Raw genomic sequence first — 17,871 nt, forward strand, 5'->3', positions numbered from 1 at the left:
TGCATCAACCCCGGCGCATTCCCCGGGTTGCGGCGTAACGCCTTACCCGGGCTACCGACTAAAAAAGGCAACTTACGTTGCCTTTTTGCTTTTACCTTTCTCCTCGCCTATGCGAAGAGGCAAGGATCAACTGATTTAACCAAGAATTTCGCGTTGCAGAAAGGCGTCAAGACCCGAAATCCCCGGGAGCTTACATCAGTAAGTGACCGGGGTTGAGGGGCGCAGACAACGCATCTGCGGCGTGAAAGGCGCAGGTTAAATTATTTGGCGTCGGTCGCCGTACCATTAGCATGCCAGGTAAACACGCCGAACTCGAAGCCCTTCAGATCGCCCTTCTCGTTCCAGGTGAGCGGCCCCATTACGGTGTCGACCGTTGCGCCCTTCAGGTATTTAGCGATTTCAGCCGGATCTTCAGACTGATTCAGGCCTGCTTGCAGCGACTGCAGCGCGGCATAGGTGGTCCACACGAACGCGCCGCTTGGATCCTGTTTCTTCGCTTTGATCGCATCCACAATCGGTTTGTTCGCCGGAACCTGGTCGTAGTTCTTCGGCTTGGTGACCAGCATACCTTCCGCAGAAGCGCCCGCGATGTTAGACAGCGACACGTTCGCTACCCCTTCCGGCCCCATAAACTGCGTTTTCAGGCCAGCGGCGCGAGACTGACGCAGGATCTGCCCCATCTCCGGGTGATAGCCGCCGTAGTAAACGAAGTCGATATTCTCTTTCTTCAGACGCGCCACCAGGGTAGAGAAGTCTTTCTCACCGGCGGTGATACCGTCAAAGAACACCACGTTAGCGCCGCCCTTCTTCAGGTTATCCTGTACCGCGCGGGCCAGGCCCTCGCCATACTGCTGTTTGTCGTGGACAATCGCGATGCGCTGCGGCTTCACTTTTTCCAGAATATATTTGGCAGCGGTTGGCCCCTGATCGGAGTCCAGACCGGTGGTGCGCAGAATCAGATGATAGCCGCGAGCCGTCAGCTCCGGCGCGGTGGCCGCCGGGGTGATCATCAGCACGCCTTCATCTTCATAGATATCAGAGGCCGGCTGGGTGGAAGAAGAGCACAGGTGACCGATAACGTATTTGATACCGTCGTTAATCACTTTGTTAGCGACGGCAACCGCTTGCTTCGGGTCACAGGCGTCGTCGTATTTTACCATCTGCAGCTTATTGCCTTTGATACCGCCTTTGGCGTTGATATCGGCAATGGCCTGCTCTGCGCCAGTAAACTCCTGGTCACCGTACTGCGCTACCGGACCGGACATCGCGCCAACAACGGCGACTTTGATATCTTCGGCCATTGCCGTACCGCTCATGATTAAGGCAATACATCCTGCCAGTAACGCTTTACCCTTCATATTCATCCTGAGGCTCCCCATTATTATGGTTTTTGCATTTGTTGTGATGTTGTTTATTAGCGCATTATTCTAATTAGACACATAAGAAAAGCATATGATAGTTAGATTAGGGTCTGCCGCCTGCGCTTTTGCAGCACACTATGCTAAACATACCGTCATTCAGGAGAATTGGAAACGATAAAATTGCGGAGTATGTAACAGATAAGTGACAAATAAAAACCCGCGCCGGAATAAACCGAACGCGGGGGCATGAGCAACGCGACTACCAGCCCGCAGGCAGGTAGCCAAAGGCCGAAGCGATGGCGTAGGCGGCGCTGCAAAGATAGAGCAATACGATGAAGATCTGGATTAAGGGATGCGTGATTAGCGCCGGGCAGGTCCAGCCGGGGGTGATGTCACCCTGCCGACGCGAGCCTTTGAGGATCAGGATCGGCATGATAGATAAAATCACCCCGCTAAATACCCCGGCAAAATAGAGCGCGTTCACGAAGGACACCATCCCGCTATAGGCCAGAATAAAAGGCGGCACGGCGACCACTAACAGCACCTTAAAGCGTTTGAACGGCTGCTCGTCGTTGCCCAGGCGAAACTGATCGAAAATATTGGTCAGGAAGCTTCCGCCCAGCCCCCAATAGGAGGTCAGCATCGCGCAGAGCGCAAAAAGATTTGCCGAGAAGAAAGCCCACTCGCCGAGCGCCCTGCCCCAGGAAATGGTTGCCACATCAGAAATATTATCCAACCCGCTTAATGCAATCACCGAAAGCGGGACCAGCGCCAGCAGGCAAAAGGTTAATAACATCCCCACCATAATGGCCTTCGGCAGCTTCTCCGGTTTATCGGCGAAGCCGCGCGCCATTTCCGGCACGATATACTGCGCGGAGAAGCAGAACGCGACCACATTAAACACTGGCACCATATACAGCCAGTTGCCGTCGAGCAAATAACCGACGCTGGCGGTCTCTTTCAGCAACGTCGCGGCAACCAAAATGGTTATCATAACGACCATGCCGATACTGATAAATTTCTCACCCCGGCCAATCGCCTTCAGGCCGAGATAAAGCACCCCGGCCGCCGGAATAAAAAACAGCGCGCTGCCCAGGGCCGGCGAGATGCCGAATAACGAATGCAGGAGTTTACCGCTGCCGGTCATATAAGCCGTCAGCGCGCCGACGCTGTTGACGCAAACGGAGAGGAACATCATCAGCGCGCCAAAGCGGCCGACGTAGCGCTGCGACAGGCCGCTAAGCTGCAGATGCTTACGCGTGCGCAGCGTCGATTCCGCCACGTAGAGCATGGTGATGGTCGTCAGGCTACCGACCACAATCAGCCAAAACAGCAGCGGCAGAAAGCCCGCTTTGCTGGAGGCATAGGCGATGGATAGCACCCCAGCGCCGATATTGGTGCCGACGATCATCGACACGCCTTCAATGAAACTGAGGGATTTTGCAGGTACAGCGGTACGCTCCCGGCTCGTCAGAGCCGGAGAAAAGGTGGAGTTGTCAGACATAATATTTTCCGTTTTATTCCGGCAGCGTGCGCCGCCGGAAAAAAGGTGATATCAGGGTGATAAACACTCACGCTGAGCATAGCTGGTCAGAAAGCGGCGTCCTGTTTCTCTTCGGCTTCCCTGCCGCCGCAGCCTGACCGGGCGAAAAGTTAGCGCTTCAGCACGCGGGCCAGAATATCCAGCGCCTTCGTAAACTGCGCATCCGGAATCGTTAACGGATAGAGGAAGCGAATAACGTTGCCATAGACGCCGCAGCTCAGCAGCAGCAGGCCGTTCTCCTGGGCTTGTTGCTGGATTTGACGGGTGATCTCCGCCGACGGCTCGCCGGTTTGCGGATCGTTAAACTCCACCGCCACCATCGACCCCTGGCCGCGTACGTCAGCAATGGCCGGGCAGCTTTGACGCGCCTGATTCAGCACCTCTTTCAGATGGCTGCCTAAGCGCTCAGCGCGCTGGCACAGCTGTTCTTCTTCAATCACGTCCAGCACCGCGTGCGCCGCCGCGACCGCCAGCGGGTTACCGGCATAGGTGCCGCCCAGACCGCCCGGCGCAGGCGCATCCATCACCTCAGCGCGACCTACCACGCCGGAGAGCGGGAAACCGCCGGCCAGGCTTTTGGCCATCGTCATCAGGTCAGGCTTCACATCATAGTGCTGCATCGCAAATAGCTTGCCGGTGCGTGCAAAGCCGGTTTGTACTTCATCGGCAATCAGCAGAATGCCGTGGGTATCGCACAGCGCGCGCAGCGCCTGCATAAACTCAGGCGGGGCAACGTTAAAGCCGCCTTCCCCCTGAATCGGCTCCAGCACAATCGCCGCCACCTGATCGGCCGCGATATCGGCTTTGAAAATGCGCTCCAGGCTCTTCATCGCGTCGGCGGTGGTAATGCCATGGGCGGCGTTAGGGTAGACGGCGTGATAAACCGAGCCCGGGAACGGGCCGAAACCAATCTTGTAAGGCGCCACTTTGCCGGTCAGCGCCATGGTCATAAACGTACGGCCGTGGAAGCCGCCGCCGAAGGTAATCAACCCCGGACGGCCGGTATAAGCGCGCGCGATTTTCACCGCGTTTTCAACGGCTTCCGCCCCGGTGGTAAAGAACGCCGTTTTTGCCGGACCGTCAATCGGCGCCAGTTCGTTAATCCGCTCGGCCAGCGTGACATAGCTTTCGTACGGGACAATCTGGTAAGCCGTGTGGGTAAAGGCCTGCAGCTGCTGTTCAACGGCGGCAACGATTTTGGGGTGGCGATGGCCGGTATTCAGCACCGCGATGCCGGCGGCGAAATCGATCACCTCATTCCCTTCAATATCCCACAGCGTAGCGTTCTCCGCTTTCTCAACAAAGTAGCTGCACATCACCCCTACGCCGCGCGGAGTCGCCTGCTGGCGACGCTGATTCAGTTCTGAACTTTTCACCGAGAATCTCCTGTCATGTGTGTCACGTTATCGCAACAAATCCGAAACTATGTCGTTTATTTACACAGGATTTGGCCCTATAATCGAGTACCAATTCAGATTATCTGAGGGATCCAATTGCGTTCGCTTATCGCAGACCTGGTGCTGGTCAGATTGCAGAAAGAAACCGATCCGCTCCTGCACAAGCGCCTTTACAAGGCGATTCGCCACGCCATTCTGGATGGTTCTCTCCCGCCCCATAGCCGCCTGCCCCCTTCACGGGATCTGGCGGGAGAGCTGAAAATGTCTCGCAACACAATTTTAACAGTTTACGAACAATTGCTGGCTGAGGGGTATGTCGTGTCCCGTCGCGGCAGCGGAACATTCGTCGCGAAAACGCTGCCCGATATGTTTCTTCCAACCAGCAGCGCCAGTGAAAGCAGCCCTGCGCCAGCAGCCAGCGCGCCCATCTCCCGACGCGGCCAGCATCTGCTGGGGCACATCAGCGCCAGCCCGCGTCAGTGGGGGGCATTTATCCCCGGCGTACCGGACGTCAATGCGTTTCCCCACCCGCTGTTCAGTAAAATCCAGGCGCGTATCAGCCGCCGTCCAAAACCCGAACAGCTCAGCTATAGCTGTAACGGCGGAACGGCCGAGCTGCAGCACGCGTTGGTGGACTATCTGAGAGTAGCGCGCGGCGTTCAGTGCCAGGCAGATCAAATTCTTATTACTGAAGGGATCCATCAGGCTATCGACCTGATCACCCGCATGCTGTGCGACCGCGGCGATCTCGCCTGGGTGGAGGAGCCGTCCTACTGGGGCATTCGCCATGTGCTGGCGATGAATGAAGTGCGGGCCGAGCCCGTGGTGGTTGATGCCAGCGGCCTGTGTCCGCCCGAAAGCATAGCCGAAGCCCCGCGGCTGATCTTCGTTACGCCATCCCATCAGTACCCCCTCGGCGCGGTAATGAGCCTTGAGCGCCGACAGCGCCTGCTCACCCTGGCCCATCAGCACGGCAGCTGGATTGTGGAAGATGATTACGACAGCGAGTTTCGCTTTTCCGGTCAGCCGATCCCGGCGCTACAGGGCTTAGTCCCCGAAGCGCCGGTGGTCTACGTCGGTACGTTCAGTAAAACGCTCTACCCGGGGCTGCGGCTGGGCTACGTCGTGCTGCCTCGCCCGCTGGCGGCTGAACTCAAAAACGCCCACGCCGAGCTCTACCGCGGCGGCCATTCGCTTATCCAGCTGGCGCTGGCGGAATTTATCAACGCCGGTCATTACTCGGCACACATTCGCCGCATGCGCCTGCTCTACAGCCGCCGTCGCGTCTTTTTGACCGAGCTGATTCAGCGGCACTGCGGGCCGCACGCGCTGTCGGACTTCAGCGATAATGCCGGACTGCATCTGATCCTGAATTTGCCGGATGAGGCGGATGACGTGGCGATTGCCCGCGATGCCAACGCGCGCCATATTTTAGTGCGTCCGCTGTCGCGCTATTACCTGACGGCGCAGCGGAAGAAAGGGCTGTTGATGGGTTTTGCTTCGCAGCCGGAAACGCAGATGGAACCGGCGTTCAACGTCCTGCTTGAGTGTCTGAAAATGCACTGCCCGCAGGCGCTGGCGGAGGCAGAAAAACAAAACGCCCCATCGTAATGTGGGGCGTTATCGGGGGACTGGCGCTCAGATTAGGCTTCGATAGCGGCGCGCAGTTTTTTCATGGCGTTCTTTTCAAGCTGACGTACACGTTCAGCCGACACGCCGTAGCGGTCTGCCAGCTCCTGCAGCGTGGACTTGTTGTCTTCGTCCAGCCAGCGGGCGCGGATGATGTCCTGGCTACGTTCGTCAAGACCCTGCATCGCGTCGGTCAGCTTGTTTGCCGCCTGCTCTTCCCAGTTATCGTCTTCAATGCCGTCGGCAAAGTTAGACGTTTTATCCTGCAGATAGAGCACCGGCGCCATCGGCTGGCTATCGGACTCATCATCCGACGACATGTCGAAGGTCATGTCCTGCGCCGCCATACGTGACTCCATCTCACGCACGTCTTTGCTCGACACGCCCAGCTCGCGGGCCACCATTTCGACTTCATCCTGGTTAAACCAGCCCAGACGCTGCTTGGTTTTGCGCAGGTTAAAGAACAGCTTACGCTGTGCTTTCGTGGTCGCGACCTTCACGATACGCCAGTTACGCAGCACGTATTCATGAATTTCCGCTTTGATCCAGTGCACGGCGAAGGAAACCAGACGCACGCCCACTTCCGGGTTAAAACGGCGCACGGCTTTCATCAGGCCAATGTTGCCTTCCTGAATCAGATCCGCCTGCGGCAGGCCATAGCCCGAGTAGTTACGAGCAATATGAACAACAAAGCGCAGGTGAGACAGGATCAGCTTTTTCGCTGCTTCCAGATCGCCCTGGTAATGCAGCTTTTCAGCAAGCTCCCGCTCTTCATCAGCCGATAACATCGGCCAAGTGTTAGCAGCCCGGATGTACGATTCCAGGTTACCAACGGGGGCTAAGGCTAAAGTTTGCATATCTTTGGTCATTCAAATCCTCTCAATCGATATCTTCTGGCATCTTTCTGTCCTCACAACGGAGCAACAAACATGCCAGCATTGATGAGCAACGAGAATATCACTCACATTAGTATCAGACAGTGATTTTATCCACAAGTTCCATGCAATGATGTGAATAGATTACGCACAAAATGTGACATGGTTATGAAGTTTAGGGAAGCGTCGACAGGGACTCTTTCCCTGCAGAGAGATATTCAGTGCAGGGAAAGATTATACCAGATTTTTACTACTCGGGAGTAAAGTGACGTAAATGTTGAACGGTTGCCAGCCAGGCGGCGACCCAGCCAATCATCGAGCAAACAATCAGCATCAGCAGGCACTCGTCAAAGCCTAAGCCGCTGAGTTCAAACTGCGTGCCGAAGACTTTCGCCACTTCGGTGACCGCCGACGACAGGCGCATGACCATAATTTCCGACAGGATCAGCGACAGAAACGCGCCGGAGAACCCCAGCAGCGCCCCACCGTAAAGGAACGGACGCAGAATAAAGCCGTCGGTCGCGCCAATCAGTTTCTGCACGTTAATGGTATCGCGGCGGGCGAAGATGCTCAGACGCACGCTGTTGCCGATCACCAGGAAGACCGCCGCCACCATCAGTACGCCGATCATCGCCGAAACGCGTCCGACCAGCCCGGTCAGCGACGAGAGCCGCGCAAACCAGCTGTCATCCATACGCACTTCATCAACGCCCTGCACGTGGCTCACGCGGTCGCGCAGCGTGTTCAGCGCTTCAACGCTCTGGAAATCAATCTTCGGCACCACGATCGCCACCGCCGGCAGCGGGTTCTCTTCCAGCATATCCAGCGCGCCGCCGAAGCCTGACCAGTTGCGGAATTCGCCAAGGGCTTCATCGCGCGACAGATAGTTAACCTTCTCGACGCCCTGCTCCGCCTGCAGCTGGCCGACTACCCGCGCAGCGGCGTCGTCATCCAGCGTTTTTTCCAGATAAACAGTGATTTGCGGCGTGGGATAATACTGCGACGCCGCGGTGCTGACGTTTTTGTAGACCATGTAGCACACGCTTGGCAGGGTCAACGAAATGGCGATCACCATCACCGTCAGAAACGTCGCCAGCGGCGTGCTTTTCAGATCCTGTACCGCGCCGTGCCAGGCGTAGCGCACCTGTTCATTGAATACGTTGCTCTTGCGGGAAGCCGGATTCGGCGCCGCTTTTGGCCGCTTCGACGCATTGCGCCCGCCGCTACCGCCCGCTCCGCCCGCATTGCGGAAACGGTCGAATCGATTGCCGAATCGGCGAATGTGGTTCATTGCCTCGCGCTTATTCACCGATGTGGCCTCCATGCATATGCCCCTCGCTGAGGGACAGGACGCGGTACGGACGACTGGAGATAAGCCCCAGGTCATGCGTCGCCATCAGCACCGTCACCCCAACGCGGTTAAACTCTTCAAACAGACGTAAGATCCCTTCCGACAGCGCCTCGTCGAGGTTACCGGTCGGTTCATCCGCCAGCAGGACCGCAGGTTTGTTCACCACCGCGCGGGCGATGCCCACGCGCTGTTGTTCCCCGCCTGAAAGCTGAATCGGCAGGTTTTTCGCTTTGTCCAGCAGCCCGACTTTATCCAGCGCCGCCGAGACGCGACGACGGATATCATCCCCGCTGGCGCCGGCGATAATCAGCGGGATCGCTACATTATCGTAAACGGTTCGGTCCATCAGCAGATGGTGGTCCTGGAAAATCATGCCAATCTGACGGCGCAAAAACGGCACCTCGCGGCTCTTCAGGCGGCTAATATCATGGCCGCCGAAAAGGATTTTGCCGGCGCTGGGCCGTTCGATACCGCAGATAAGCTTCAGCAGGGTACTTTTCCCCGCGCCGGAATGGCCGGTCAGAAACGCCATCTCGCCCGCCTGCAGGTGGAAAGTCACCCCCTGCAGCGCTTGTCTCCCACCGAGATAGGCTTTGCTGACTTGTTCAAAGCGAATCATTTTTAATCCTCTCGGGCAAAAAGTGCCTCAATAAAGTCGCCCGCATTAAACGGACGCAGATCTTCAATACGTTCGCCAACACCGATGTAGCGAATCGGAATACCGAACTGATCGGCAACCGAGAAGATAACCCCGCCCTTGGCGGTCCCATCCAGCTTAGTCAAGGTAATACCGGTCAGTCCAACCGCCTCATGGAACAGTTTGGCCTGGCTAATCGCGTTCTGCCCGGTGCTGGCGTCAATGGTCAGCATAACTTCATGCGGCGCATCGACATCGAGTTTTTTCATGACGCGGACAATCTTCTTCAGCTCTTCCATCAGGTGCGATTTATTCTGCAGACGACCCGCGGTATCGGCAATCAGGACGTCAATATTGCGCGCCTTCGCCGCCTGGATGGCGTCGAAAATGACCGATGCCGAATCCGCGCCGGTGTGCTGGGCAATCACCGGAATATTGTTGCGCTGCCCCCAAACCTGGAGCTGCTCAACCGCCGCCGCGCGGAAAGTATCCCCCGCCGCCAGCATCACCGACTTGCCCTGCTGCTCGAACTGACGCGCCAGCTTGCCGATGGTGGTGGTTTTACCGACGCCGTTGACGCCGACCATCAGAATCACAAACGGCGTTTTGCCTTCTACGTTCAGCGGCTCATCCACTTTCGCCAGAATATCGCCCATCTCTTCTTTCAGCAGGCCGTACAGCGCCTCGGCGTCGCGCAGCTGCTTGCGGCTGGCGTCGTTGGTAAGACGCGTGATGATCTTACGCGTGGTTTCCACGCCGACATCGGCAATCAGCAGCTGCTCTTCCAGCTCTTCAAACAGATCATCGTCGATTTTCTTACCGCGGAACAGACTGATAAATCCGGAACCGAGGTTCTGTTTGGTTTTTACCAGGCTGCGTTTGAGGCGGGCGAAGAAACCTTCTTTGGTCGGTTTTTCCTGCTCTAACGGCGTCACGACGGTTTCGTCCGGCACCACTTCAACGGCGTTTTCTGCCGCATCGGCCGCCGCCAGAGCCTGTGCTTCCAGCTCTTCATCGGTGATATCGGCCTCAGCCTCTTCTACCGTTTCGTCTGGTTCCGGCTGGTCAACGGCGGTTTCTTCAATAACTGCCGTTTCCGGTTCGGTAATGACCTCTTCCGGCGTCTGTTCAGCGACGGCTTCAGCCACTACCGGCTCGGCGATGACCTCTTCCACCAGCGGCTCAGCGACCGTCTCTTCAACCGCGGGCTGCTCCGCTATCTCCTCAACCGCCGGGGATTCGACAACCGCCTGCGGCTGTTCGCTCTCCACAACCTGCTCGGTCACCTCAACCACCTCAGCGGCAAAGGCTTCAGCATCCTGTTTCTCTGTCGCAGTGGCGTCGACCGTTTCCGGCGCAACCGCAGGCGCTTCGCTTTCCTGAGCCGGTTCTTCAACCTCTTGCTGGGCTTCTACTTTTTGTTCTGTTTCGCTTTCCTGCGCCTGTTCTTTTTGACCAAAGCCCAGCCAGGAAAAGAAGCCACGTTTTTTGTCTTTCGCCATTTGCGACTACACTCCTCGCTGTTAATTCATGGCACAGCTTCGGCCAGTAGGTAGCGGAAGCTGAAAAATGATGAAATTAGTCGGATAGTCTACCACTTAACTTAACTCGCATCACCGCCCCCGGATTAAGGTTTCGTCAACCGCCGCCGATCGTTAGAATAGCAGCCCGGAAGTTGAGACTTGAGCAAAGAGATGAAGAAACCAAACCACGCGGGCAGCGGCCAGATCCGTATTATCGGCGGGCAATGGCGGGGCCGTAAACTCCCGGTGCCGGAGAGCCCGGGTCTGCGCCCGACCACCGACCGGGTGCGCGAAACGCTATTTAACTGGCTGGCGCCGTCGATCGTTGACGCGAACTGCCTCGACTGCTTCGCCGGCAGCGGCGCGCTGGGCCTTGAAGCCCTCTCCCGCTATGCGGCCAGCGCCACGCTGCTGGAAATGGAACGCGGCGTCGCGCAGCAGCTGCAAAAAAATCTGGCGACCCTCAAAGCCAGCAACGCTAAGGTGGTCAATACCAATACTTTAGCGTTTCTTGCTCAGGCGGGCACGCCGCATCACATCGTGTTTGTCGATCCCCCGTTTCGTAAAGGACTGCTTGAAGAGACGCTAAAGCTGCTGGAAAACAACGGCTGGCTTAGCGATGAAGCGCTTGTCTACATTGAGAGTGAAGTCGAAAACGGTTTACCGCCGGTGCCGATGAACTGGCACGTCTATCGTGAAAAAGTGGCCGGACAGGTCGCCTACCGTCTCTATCAACGTGAGGCCCAAGGAGAAAACCATGCTGATTAATTTTGGCCGCTTGCTGATGCTGTGCGTGTGGGCGTTTTTATTGCTGAACCTGTTTCAACCGTTCCCAAAACCGCTGAACATCTTCGTTAACGTGGCGCTGATCTTTATGATTCTGATGCACGGCCTGCAGCTGACGCTGCTCAAGGCGACGCAGACGAAAGAGATGCCGCCGCTGGGGCGCTTCGAGCAGATTCGTATTTTCATCTTCGGCGTGTTCGAACTGGTCGCCTGGCAGAAAAAGCTCAAGGCGACCCTGAAGAAGAAGTAATGCCAGGAAAAGGTTCAGGGGTCTGGCGTAAAGCCCATAAACCGCGAACCTTTATAGCTCAGGACGCCCTTATCGCCGACGCTTAGCGCATGATACTGCGGCGCCTGCAGACGAAAAACCACTTCCAACCCGCCGCTTTCCGGCCTGAAGCTTGCTTCATAACGCATTTCGCTACCGGCAGGCGCCACCGTCTGCTGGCGCGAACGGCGATCGTTAATCACCTTCTCCCGCTTATTGCTCACCACCACCCGTTTTTGCAACAGCGGCGCGGCATCGTTATCCATTTTTTCCCGACGCTGCTGCACATAGCGATACGACGCGGCAATCGCAATGATGGCAACGGCAACCATAAAAAACAGCGGAACTTTACTCATTCACCTTGCCCCCAGGAATTATCAGGAATAAGCATACTGTGGCTTGATTATCATTGTCATCTTCCTCTGCAAACCACTACACTGAGATTCAGTACTGTAAGTACAATCACTTACGTAATGATAACAGATACAGGGACTTACTATGCTTTGGTCATTTATTGCTGTCTGTTTCTCCGCATGGCTTTACGTCGATGCGTCCTATCGTGGGCCTGCCTGGCGTCGCTGGGTGTTTAAACCCGTCACGCTGATCCTGCTTCTGTTACTGGCCTGGCAAGCGCCGATGTTTAACGCCATCAGCTATCTGGTGCTGGCCGGGCTTTGCGCCTCGCTGGTCGGCGATGCGCTGACCCTGCTGCCGCGGCAGCGGGTAATGTACGCCGTGGGGGCGTTCTTTCTCTCGCATCTGCTCTACACCATCTGGTTTGCCAGCCAGCTGACGCTATCTTTCTTCTGGCCGCTGCCGCTGGTGCTGCTGATCCTCGGCGCGCTGCTGCTGGCGATTATCTGGACGCGTCTGGAAGAGATGCGGATGCCGGTGTTTACCTTTATCGCGATGACGCTGGTGATGGTCTGGCTGGCCGGGGAGCTGTGGTTCGCCCGCCCGACGGATACCGCCCTGTCCGGCTTCGCTGGCGCGGCATCCCTGCTGCTCGGCAACGCGGTCTGGCTCATCAGCCATTATCGCCGCCGCTTCCGCGCTGACAACGCGATCTCCTCGGCATTTTACTTCGCCGGGCACTTCCTGATCGTCCGCGCGCTCTATTTGTAATTAAGCGCTTGACTCTGGAGTCGACTCCAGAGTGTATCCTGCGGGTAATGAGAAAATTATCATTACCCGGAGGGTCCTATGTCGGCTCCAGAATCGCAGGATAAAAAAGTCCCACACTTCTCATCGTTAAAATTTACCCCTGCCGCGCAGCCTGCGGAAACCTGCTGCGCGGACCACGCCTGCAGCAGCGAAACCGCCGCTGAAAACGATGCGCTGAGTCACGCGCGCTTTAGCTGGCTGGTAGAAGGCATGGACTGCGCGGCCTGCGCCCGCAAGGTCGAAACCGCCGTTCGCCAGGTACCGGGGGTCAGCCAGGTGCAGGTACTGTTCGCCACCGAAAAGCTGCTGGTCAACGCCGAGGGCAATGTCCGTCCGCAGATCGAAAGCGCCGTGCGCGCCGCGGGCTATCAGCTGCGTGATGAAAATGCGCCACGGGCAGAGGAGCCCACCTCGTGGCTGCGCGAGAATCTGCCGCTCCTCACCCTCGTCGCCATGATGGCGCTCAGCTGGGGGCTGGAGCAGTTCAGCCCGCCTCTGGGCGAAATCGCCTTCATCGCAACTACGCTGGTCGGCCTGTGGCCGGTCGCCCGGCAAGCAATACGCCTGATCAAAAGCGGAAGCTGGTTCGCCATTGAAACCCTGATGAGCGTCGCAGCCATCGGCGCGCTGTTTATCGGCGCCACCGCCGAAGCGGCGATGGTCCTGCTGCTGTTCTTAATCGGCGAACGTCTTGAGGGCTGGGCCGCCAGCCGCGCGCGGCAAGGCGTCAGCGCCTTGATGGCGCTGAAACCCGACACGGCAATCCGCGTGCGCGACGGCGTGCGTGAAACCGTAGCCCAGCGCGACCTGCGTCCCGGCGACGTGATTGAAGTCGCCGCCGGAGGCCGCCTGCCCGCCGATGGCCAGTTGCTCTCGCCCTTCGCCAGCTTCGATGAGAGCGCGCTAACCGGTGAATCCGTTCCGGTGGAGCGTAACGCCGGGGAACGCGTGGCGGCCGGCGCGACCAGCGTCGATCGTCTGGTACAGCTGACGGTGATCTCCGAACCGGGCGACAGCGCTATCGATCGCATCCTTAAGCTGATTGAAGAAGCGGAAGAGCGCCGCGCGCCGATTGAGCGCTTTATCGATCGCTTTAGCCGCATCTATACCCCGGCGATTATGGTGGTCGCGCTGCTGGTGGCCATTGTTCCGCCGCTACTGTTTGCGGGCGCATGGCTGCCGTGGATCTATAAAGGTTTAACGCTGCTGCTGATTGGCTGTCCGTGCGCGCTGGTGATCTCAACCCCGGCGGCGATTACCTCCGGGCTGGCGGTGGCGGCGCGTCGCGGCGCGCTGATTAAAGGCGGCGCGGCCCTGGAGCAACTGGGCCGCGTGCGCCAGGTGGCGTTTGATAAAACCGGCACCCTGACCATCGGCCAGCCGCGCGTCACCGCGGTGATGACGACCGCAGACATCGGCGAAAACGATCTGCTGGCGCTGGCGGCCGCCGTTGAGCAAGGCTCCAGCCACCCGTTAGCCCAGGCCGTCGTACGTGAGGCGGAGCAGCGCCAGTTGGTCATTCCGCCGGCAAGCGGCCAGCGCGCGCTGGCCGGATCCGGCATTGAGGCGCAGGTTGAAGGACGTCAGGTGCTGATTTGCGCCGCGGGTAAAAACCGCGATCCACAGTACGATGAACCTATTCAGCAGTTGGAGAGCGCGGGGCAAACCGTGGTGCTGGTGATGCGCGATGAGGCGCTGCTGGGGATTGTGGCGCTGCGCGATACGCTACGCGATGATGCTCGCCAGGCGGTGGATGAACTCCATCAGTTAGGCGTTCAGGGAATCATACTGACCGGCGACAATCCGCGCGCGGCGGCGGCTATCGCCAGCGAACTGGGGCTGGCGTTCCGCGCCGGGCTGCTGCCTGCGGATAAAGTGCAGGCGGTGATGGCGCTCAACACCGAGTCTCCGCTGGCCATGGTCGGCGACGGGATCAACGACGCGCCGGCGATGAAAGCGGCGACCATTGGCATCGCGATGGGCAGCGGCACCGACGTCGCTCTGGAGACCGCCGATGCGGCATTGACCCACAACCGCCTCACCGGACTGGCGCAGATGATTTCGCTGGCGCGCGCCACTCACGCCAATATCCGGCAGAATATCGCTATCGCGCTGGGTCTGAAGGGGATTTTCCTCGTCACCACCCTGCTCGGCCTCACCGGCCTGTGGCTGGCGGTGCTGGCGGATACCGGGGCGACGGTGCTGGTCACCGCTAACGCGCTGCGGCTGTTACGTAAGAAGTAGGGACAATACCCGGGGGCGGCGCTTGACGCGCCTTGCCCGGGCTACAGGTTCGTGCGGTCTGGTTTTTTGTAGCCTTGCTCAGTGGCTTTTACGGATCAGATAGCGGTACGGCAGCGCCTCGGTTTCCTGCGCCAGCAGCTCATGCTCCATAAAGCGGCAGAAACCGGGAATATCGCGGGTCGTCGCCGGATCGTCGGCCACGATTAGCAGCGTCTCGCCCACCGGCATCGTACGCACTGTCTTGCGCACCATCATCACCGGTTCCGGGCAACGAAGCCCCTGCGCATCAAGCGTATGGTCAGGGCTGGAGAAAAGTTCGCTCATTTTCATCTCACATTAACAAAACGGCCCTAGTTTACCCCCAGTTCGCCAGTACGCAAGCCAGGTTAACGTTTGCGCGAAAAACAACCATTGCAATACGCTCGCAACGCAGTATCATGCAGCCGTTTTTATTGGGTTCCCTCACCCCAACCACTAAAAAGGTCACAATATGAGTCCGTTTACTACCGTACAGCGTAAAAAAGCGCTGATCTGGCTATCGCTTTTCCATCTGCTGGTCATCACTTCCAGTAACTATCTGGTGCAGCTGCCGATCTCCATCTTTGGTTTTCATACCACCTGGGGCGCGTTCAGCTTTCCGTTTATTTTCCTCGCCACCGACCTGACGGTGCGGATTTTCGGCGCTCCGCTGGCGCGACGCATTATCCTCGCGGTCATGATCCCGGCGCTGGTTATCTCCTACGGGGTTTCCGCGCTGTTCTATATGGGCGAGTGGCAGGGGTTTGCCGCATTAACCAGCTTTAACCTGTTTGTCGCCCGTATCGCCGCCGCCAGCTTTATGGCCTACGCGCTGGGGCAAATCCTCGACGTCCACGTCTTTAACCGCCTGCGTCAAAACCGCCGCTGGTGGCTGGCGCCCACGGCATCCACCCTTTTTGGTAACGTCAGCGATACGCTGGCCTTCTTCTTTATCGCCTTCTGGCGCAGCCCGGACCCGTTTATGGCGGCGCACTGGGGCGAAATCGCCATCGTCGACTACTGCTTCAAGGTGCTGATTAGCATCGTATTCTTCCTGCCGATGTACGGCATGTTGTTGAATATGCTGCTGAAAAAACTGGCAGATAAATCTGATTTATCCGCATTGCAGCCAGGTTAAGAGTACTCACGAAACGATGTGATAAGATAAGCGAATGAGCCGTTAATGGCCGTTTATCGAAAGGAAGATGTCAATGCGCAATTTGGTTAAATATGTCGGTATTGGCCTGCTGGTTGTAGGTCTTGCGGCCTGTGATAACAGCGATACAAAAACGCCGACTGCCGGGGCTGCTGCGGAAAGCAACGCCAGCGGGCAACCTATTAGTCTGCTGGATGGCAAACTGAGCTTCTCCCTGCCAGCCGGTATGACCGACCAGAGCGGCAAGCTGGGCACCCAGGCCAACAATATGCACGTCTATTCTGATGCCACCGGCCAGAAAGCGGTGATCGTGATTGTGGGTGACAATACCAACGAGGAGCTGGCGGTGATGAGCCAGCGTCTGGAAGAGCAGCAGCGCAGCCGCGACCCGCAGCTGCAGGTCGTGAGCAATAAATCCATTGAGATCAAAGGCCACACGCTGCAACAGCTGGACAGCATCATCTCCGCCAAGGGTCAGACCGCCTGGTCTTCCGTCCTTCTCGGCAAGGTTGATGACAAACTGCTGACGCTGCAAATCACATTGCCAGCGGATAACCAGCAGCAGGCGCAGACCGAAGCGGAAAACATTATCAACACCCTCGTCATCCAGTAACTACTGACCTGACGCCGCGGCCTCCGGTTCACCGACCGGGGGCCGTTTTTTTAACCGCCATCCCAGCAGCAGCGCCACCGCAACCAGCCCCGCCGTCGCCAGATAGATCGATGAAATGCCCGCCCACGCCATCAGCAGCCCGGCGAGCGGACCGGTGATCCCCAGCGAGAGATCCATAAATACCGTGTAGGTTGCCAGCGCCGACCCTTGGTTCTGCTGCGGTACGGCCTTCACCGCCACCACGCCAAGCGCCGGGAACACCAGCGAAAAACCGGCTCCGGCAAAGAAAGTGCCGATTTTCGCCATCAGCGGCGTCTCCGCCAGGCCCACTAACAGCAGCCCAATAATCTCGACGACAAAACAGAGCATCGCCACGTTCAGCCCGCCGAGGCGGTTAATTCCGTTGGGGAACAGCAGGCGCGTGCCGACAAAGGCGCAGCTAAACAGCGTCAGGGCGAAGGCCGCCCCGTCCCAGCCTTTAGCATCATAAAACAGAGTGATAAAGGTAGCGATAACGCCAAAACCCGCCGAAGCCAGGGCCAGCGCCATGCCGTAGAGCCAGACGCGCCCCAGCACCGCGCGAAACGACATCGCTTTACCCTTGCCCGCTTTGACCGCCGCCCGCGGCAACGCGCACAGCACGGCCACCAGCGCGACCGCCATAATGGTCAACGCCAGCCCGTGCAGGCCAATCAGCGAGTAACAGAGCACGCCGAGCGGCGCGCCCATCGCCATCGCTCCGTAGGTGACAATGCCGTTCCAGGATATGACCCGCCCGATATGCAGCGAACCGACTACCCCGACACCCCACAGCGTTGAGCCGGTTCCCGCGAAGCTCTGCCCGATGCCGAGGATAATCCGGCCAAGGCACAGCAGCGCCAGGCTAACCACGGGCAAGCCGCCGAAGAGCGCCGCCAGCAGATAGCCGAGTCCGCTCAGAAAGCAGCCGCACAGGCCGAAAATGACGATCTTTTTTGGCCCCAGCAGATCGGCATAGCGCCCGGCGTGAGGGCGGCTGAGCAGCGTAGCGAAGTACTGGAGGCTAATCACCAGCCCGGCCCAAAAGGCGCTAAACCCCATCACATCATGAACATAGCCGGGCAATACCGCCAGCGGCAGGCCAATGGTCAGGTAGCTGGCAAAGTTAAAAATCACGACAGAGACAATCCGCAGATTGAGACGCAATCCATTAAGCGCCGGTTCGGCGACGGTTTCGGGCATCGGGTTCCACCAGATTTTTACAACTGTGTTTCATTTCTACCACGCCACACGTTATAAATCAGCAGCCAGATTAGGATTCCTGGCA

The 17,871-nt window shown here is 58.0% G+C and carries 18 protein-coding genes; 8 read left to right on the forward strand and 10 right to left on the reverse strand.

Annotation, left to right across the window (positions count from 1 at the left end; genetic code table 11):
* A partial coding sequence (locus ABLU88_RS25590) for a hypothetical protein (protein WP_348838459.1) occupies positions 1–216 on the forward strand: 216 nt, incomplete at its 5' end.
* Positions 217–260: 44 nt separating this feature from the next.
* On the opposite strand, the gene livJ is transcribed toward ABLU88_RS25590, so the two are convergent.
* The 3 genes from livJ to ABLU88_RS25605 form a co-directional block, all read right to left on the reverse strand.
* Entirely contained in the window at positions 261–1,364 is a 1,104-nt protein-coding gene (gene livJ / locus ABLU88_RS25595) for a branched chain amino acid ABC transporter substrate-binding protein LivJ (protein WP_004133032.1), read from the reverse strand.
* A gap of 256 nt (positions 1,365–1,620) precedes the next feature.
* Positions 1,621–2,865 carry an amino acid permease gene (locus ABLU88_RS25600; RefSeq protein WP_014227092.1) on the reverse strand — a complete coding sequence of 415 codons (1,245 nt, stop codon included), beginning with the start codon at positions 2,863–2,865 and terminating at the stop codon, positions 1,621–1,623.
* A 149-nt stretch (positions 2,866–3,014) separates the two neighbouring features.
* On the reverse strand, positions 3,015–4,280 hold the full coding sequence (locus tag ABLU88_RS25605; RefSeq protein ID WP_004116085.1) for a 4-aminobutyrate--2-oxoglutarate transaminase: 1,266 nt from the start codon (positions 4,278–4,280) through the stop codon (positions 3,015–3,017).
* A 117-nt stretch (positions 4,281–4,397) separates the two neighbouring features.
* Between ABLU88_RS25605 and ABLU88_RS25610 the strand changes: the two genes are divergently transcribed.
* Entirely contained in the window at positions 4,398–5,912 is a 1,515-nt protein-coding gene (locus tag ABLU88_RS25610; protein ID WP_032751582.1) for a PLP-dependent aminotransferase family protein, read from the forward strand.
* A gap of 32 nt (positions 5,913–5,944) precedes the next feature.
* Here ABLU88_RS25610 and rpoH read toward each other — a convergent pair whose 3' ends face one another.
* The 4 genes from rpoH to ftsY all read right to left on the reverse strand — a co-directional run bounded on the left by rpoH (position 5,945) and on the right by ftsY (position 10,295).
* Positions 5,945–6,799 carry an RNA polymerase sigma factor RpoH gene (gene rpoH / locus ABLU88_RS25615; protein ID WP_004106554.1) on the reverse strand — a complete coding sequence of 285 codons (855 nt, stop codon included), beginning with the start codon at positions 6,797–6,799 and terminating at the stop codon, positions 5,945–5,947.
* A gap of 256 nt (positions 6,800–7,055) precedes the next feature.
* A complete protein-coding gene (ftsX, locus tag ABLU88_RS25620; RefSeq protein WP_025106848.1) occupies positions 7,056–8,114 on the reverse strand; it encodes a permease-like cell division protein FtsX in 1,059 nt (352 codons plus the stop codon).
* Positions 8,107–8,775 carry a cell division ATP-binding protein FtsE gene (gene ftsE / locus ABLU88_RS25625; RefSeq protein ID WP_004106557.1) on the reverse strand — a complete coding sequence of 223 codons (669 nt, stop codon included), beginning with the start codon at positions 8,773–8,775 and terminating at the stop codon, positions 8,107–8,109. The genes ftsX and ftsE overlap by 8 nt, the downstream gene beginning before the upstream one ends.
* Before the next feature lie 2 nt (positions 8,776–8,777).
* Positions 8,778–10,295, reverse strand: coding sequence for a signal recognition particle-docking protein FtsY (ftsY, locus tag ABLU88_RS25630; protein ID WP_025106847.1), 1,518 nt, complete (start codon positions 10,293–10,295; stop codon positions 8,778–8,780).
* A 192-nt stretch (positions 10,296–10,487) separates the two neighbouring features.
* Here ftsY and rsmD point away from each other — a divergent pair, with 192 nt between their 5' ends.
* A complete protein-coding gene (gene rsmD / locus ABLU88_RS25635) occupies positions 10,488–11,084 on the forward strand; it encodes a 16S rRNA (guanine(966)-N(2))-methyltransferase (protein ID WP_014227097.1) in 597 nt (198 codons plus the stop codon).
* The gene (locus tag ABLU88_RS25640) at positions 11,074–11,352 is read left to right on the forward strand and encodes a DUF1145 family protein (protein ID WP_004106574.1); all 279 of its coding nucleotides are present in this window, start codon (positions 11,074–11,076) and stop codon (positions 11,350–11,352) included. Before rsmD ends, ABLU88_RS25640 begins: the two co-directional genes overlap by 11 nt.
* A 14-nt stretch (positions 11,353–11,366) precedes the next feature.
* On the opposite strand, the gene ABLU88_RS25645 is transcribed toward ABLU88_RS25640, so the two are convergent.
* Complete coding sequence (locus tag ABLU88_RS25645) at positions 11,367–11,726, reverse strand: DUF2500 domain-containing protein (RefSeq protein ID WP_025106846.1); 360 nt, start codon at positions 11,724–11,726, stop codon at positions 11,367–11,369.
* A 142-nt stretch (positions 11,727–11,868) separates the two neighbouring features.
* Between ABLU88_RS25645 and ABLU88_RS25650 the strand changes: the two genes are divergently transcribed.
* Positions 11,869–12,495: a lysoplasmalogenase gene (locus ABLU88_RS25650; RefSeq protein ID WP_004855080.1), complete on the forward strand. Its 627-nt coding sequence runs from the start codon at positions 11,869–11,871 to the stop codon at positions 12,493–12,495.
* 78 nt (positions 12,496–12,573) lie between these two features.
* Positions 12,574–14,778, forward strand: coding sequence for a Zn(II)/Cd(II)/Pb(II) translocating P-type ATPase ZntA (gene zntA / locus ABLU88_RS25655; RefSeq protein ID WP_185219771.1), 2,205 nt, complete (start codon positions 12,574–12,576; stop codon positions 14,776–14,778).
* A 78-nt stretch (positions 14,779–14,856) separates the two neighbouring features.
* On the opposite strand, the gene tusA is transcribed toward zntA, so the two are convergent.
* Positions 14,857–15,102, reverse strand: a complete 246-nt coding sequence (gene tusA / locus ABLU88_RS25660; protein WP_004106582.1) for a sulfurtransferase TusA — start codon at positions 15,100–15,102, stop codon at positions 14,857–14,859.
* 166 nt (positions 15,103–15,268) lie between these two features.
* On the opposite strand from tusA, the gene ABLU88_RS25665 reads away from it, so the two are divergent.
* Together ABLU88_RS25665 and ABLU88_RS25670 are read left to right on the forward strand one after the other, a co-directional pair.
* Positions 15,269–15,934, forward strand: a complete 666-nt coding sequence (locus ABLU88_RS25665) for a 7-cyano-7-deazaguanine/7-aminomethyl-7-deazaguanine transporter (RefSeq protein ID WP_025106844.1) — start codon at positions 15,269–15,271, stop codon at positions 15,932–15,934.
* A gap of 73 nt (positions 15,935–16,007) precedes the next feature.
* Entirely contained in the window at positions 16,008–16,565 is a 558-nt protein-coding gene (locus ABLU88_RS25670; protein ID WP_004855087.1) for a DcrB family lipoprotein, read from the forward strand.
* Here the strand turns inward: ABLU88_RS25670 and ABLU88_RS25675 are convergent, their stop codons facing one another.
* Positions 16,566–17,786 carry an MFS transporter gene (locus tag ABLU88_RS25675; protein ID WP_032694226.1) on the reverse strand — a complete coding sequence of 407 codons (1,221 nt, stop codon included), beginning with the start codon at positions 17,784–17,786 and terminating at the stop codon, positions 16,566–16,568.
* Between the last annotated feature and the right edge of the window lie 85 nt (positions 17,787–17,871).

It is taken from the genome of Klebsiella sp. GW_Kp182 (assembly GCF_040062275.1).
Classification (GTDB): Bacteria; Pseudomonadota; Gammaproteobacteria; order Enterobacterales; family Enterobacteriaceae; genus Klebsiella; species Klebsiella michiganensis.

Bases quoted from the DNA above. Each gene is read 5' to 3' on its own strand.
- ABLU88_RS25650 (WP_004855080.1), top strand. From the start codon at position 11,869: ATGCTTTGGTCATTTATTGCTGTCTGTTTCTCCGCATGGCTTTACGTC.
- ftsE (WP_004106557.1), bottom strand. From the start codon at position 8,775: ATGATTCGCTTTGAACAAGTCAGCAAAGCCTATCTCGGTGGGAGACAA.
- ABLU88_RS25645 (WP_025106846.1), bottom strand. From the start codon at position 11,726: ATGAGTAAAGTTCCGCTGTTTTTTATGGTTGCCGTTGCCATCATTGCG.
- rpoH (WP_004106554.1), bottom strand. From the start codon at position 6,799: ATGACCAAAGATATGCAAACTTTAGCCTTAGCCCCCGTTGGTAACCTG.
- ABLU88_RS25675 (WP_032694226.1), bottom strand. From the start codon at position 17,786: ATGCCCGAAACCGTCGCCGAACCGGCGCTTAATGGATTGCGTCTCAAT.
- livJ (WP_004133032.1), bottom strand. From the start codon at position 1,364: ATGAATATGAAGGGTAAAGCGTTACTGGCAGGATGTATTGCCTTAATC.
- ftsY (WP_025106847.1), bottom strand. From the start codon at position 10,295: ATGGCGAAAGACAAAAAACGTGGCTTCTTTTCCTGGCTGGGCTTTGGT.
- tusA (WP_004106582.1), bottom strand. From the start codon at position 15,102: ATGAGCGAACTTTTCTCCAGCCCTGACCATACGCTTGATGCGCAGGGG.
- zntA (WP_185219771.1), top strand. From the start codon at position 12,574: ATGTCGGCTCCAGAATCGCAGGATAAAAAAGTCCCACACTTCTCATCG.
- ABLU88_RS25670 (WP_004855087.1), top strand. From the start codon at position 16,008: ATGCGCAATTTGGTTAAATATGTCGGTATTGGCCTGCTGGTTGTAGGT.
- rsmD (WP_014227097.1), top strand. From the start codon at position 10,488: ATGAAGAAACCAAACCACGCGGGCAGCGGCCAGATCCGTATTATCGGC.
- ABLU88_RS25640 (WP_004106574.1), top strand. From the start codon at position 11,074: ATGCTGATTAATTTTGGCCGCTTGCTGATGCTGTGCGTGTGGGCGTTT.
- ABLU88_RS25665 (WP_025106844.1), top strand. From the start codon at position 15,269: ATGAGTCCGTTTACTACCGTACAGCGTAAAAAAGCGCTGATCTGGCTA.
- ABLU88_RS25600 (WP_014227092.1), bottom strand. From the start codon at position 2,865: ATGTCTGACAACTCCACCTTTTCTCCGGCTCTGACGAGCCGGGAGCGT.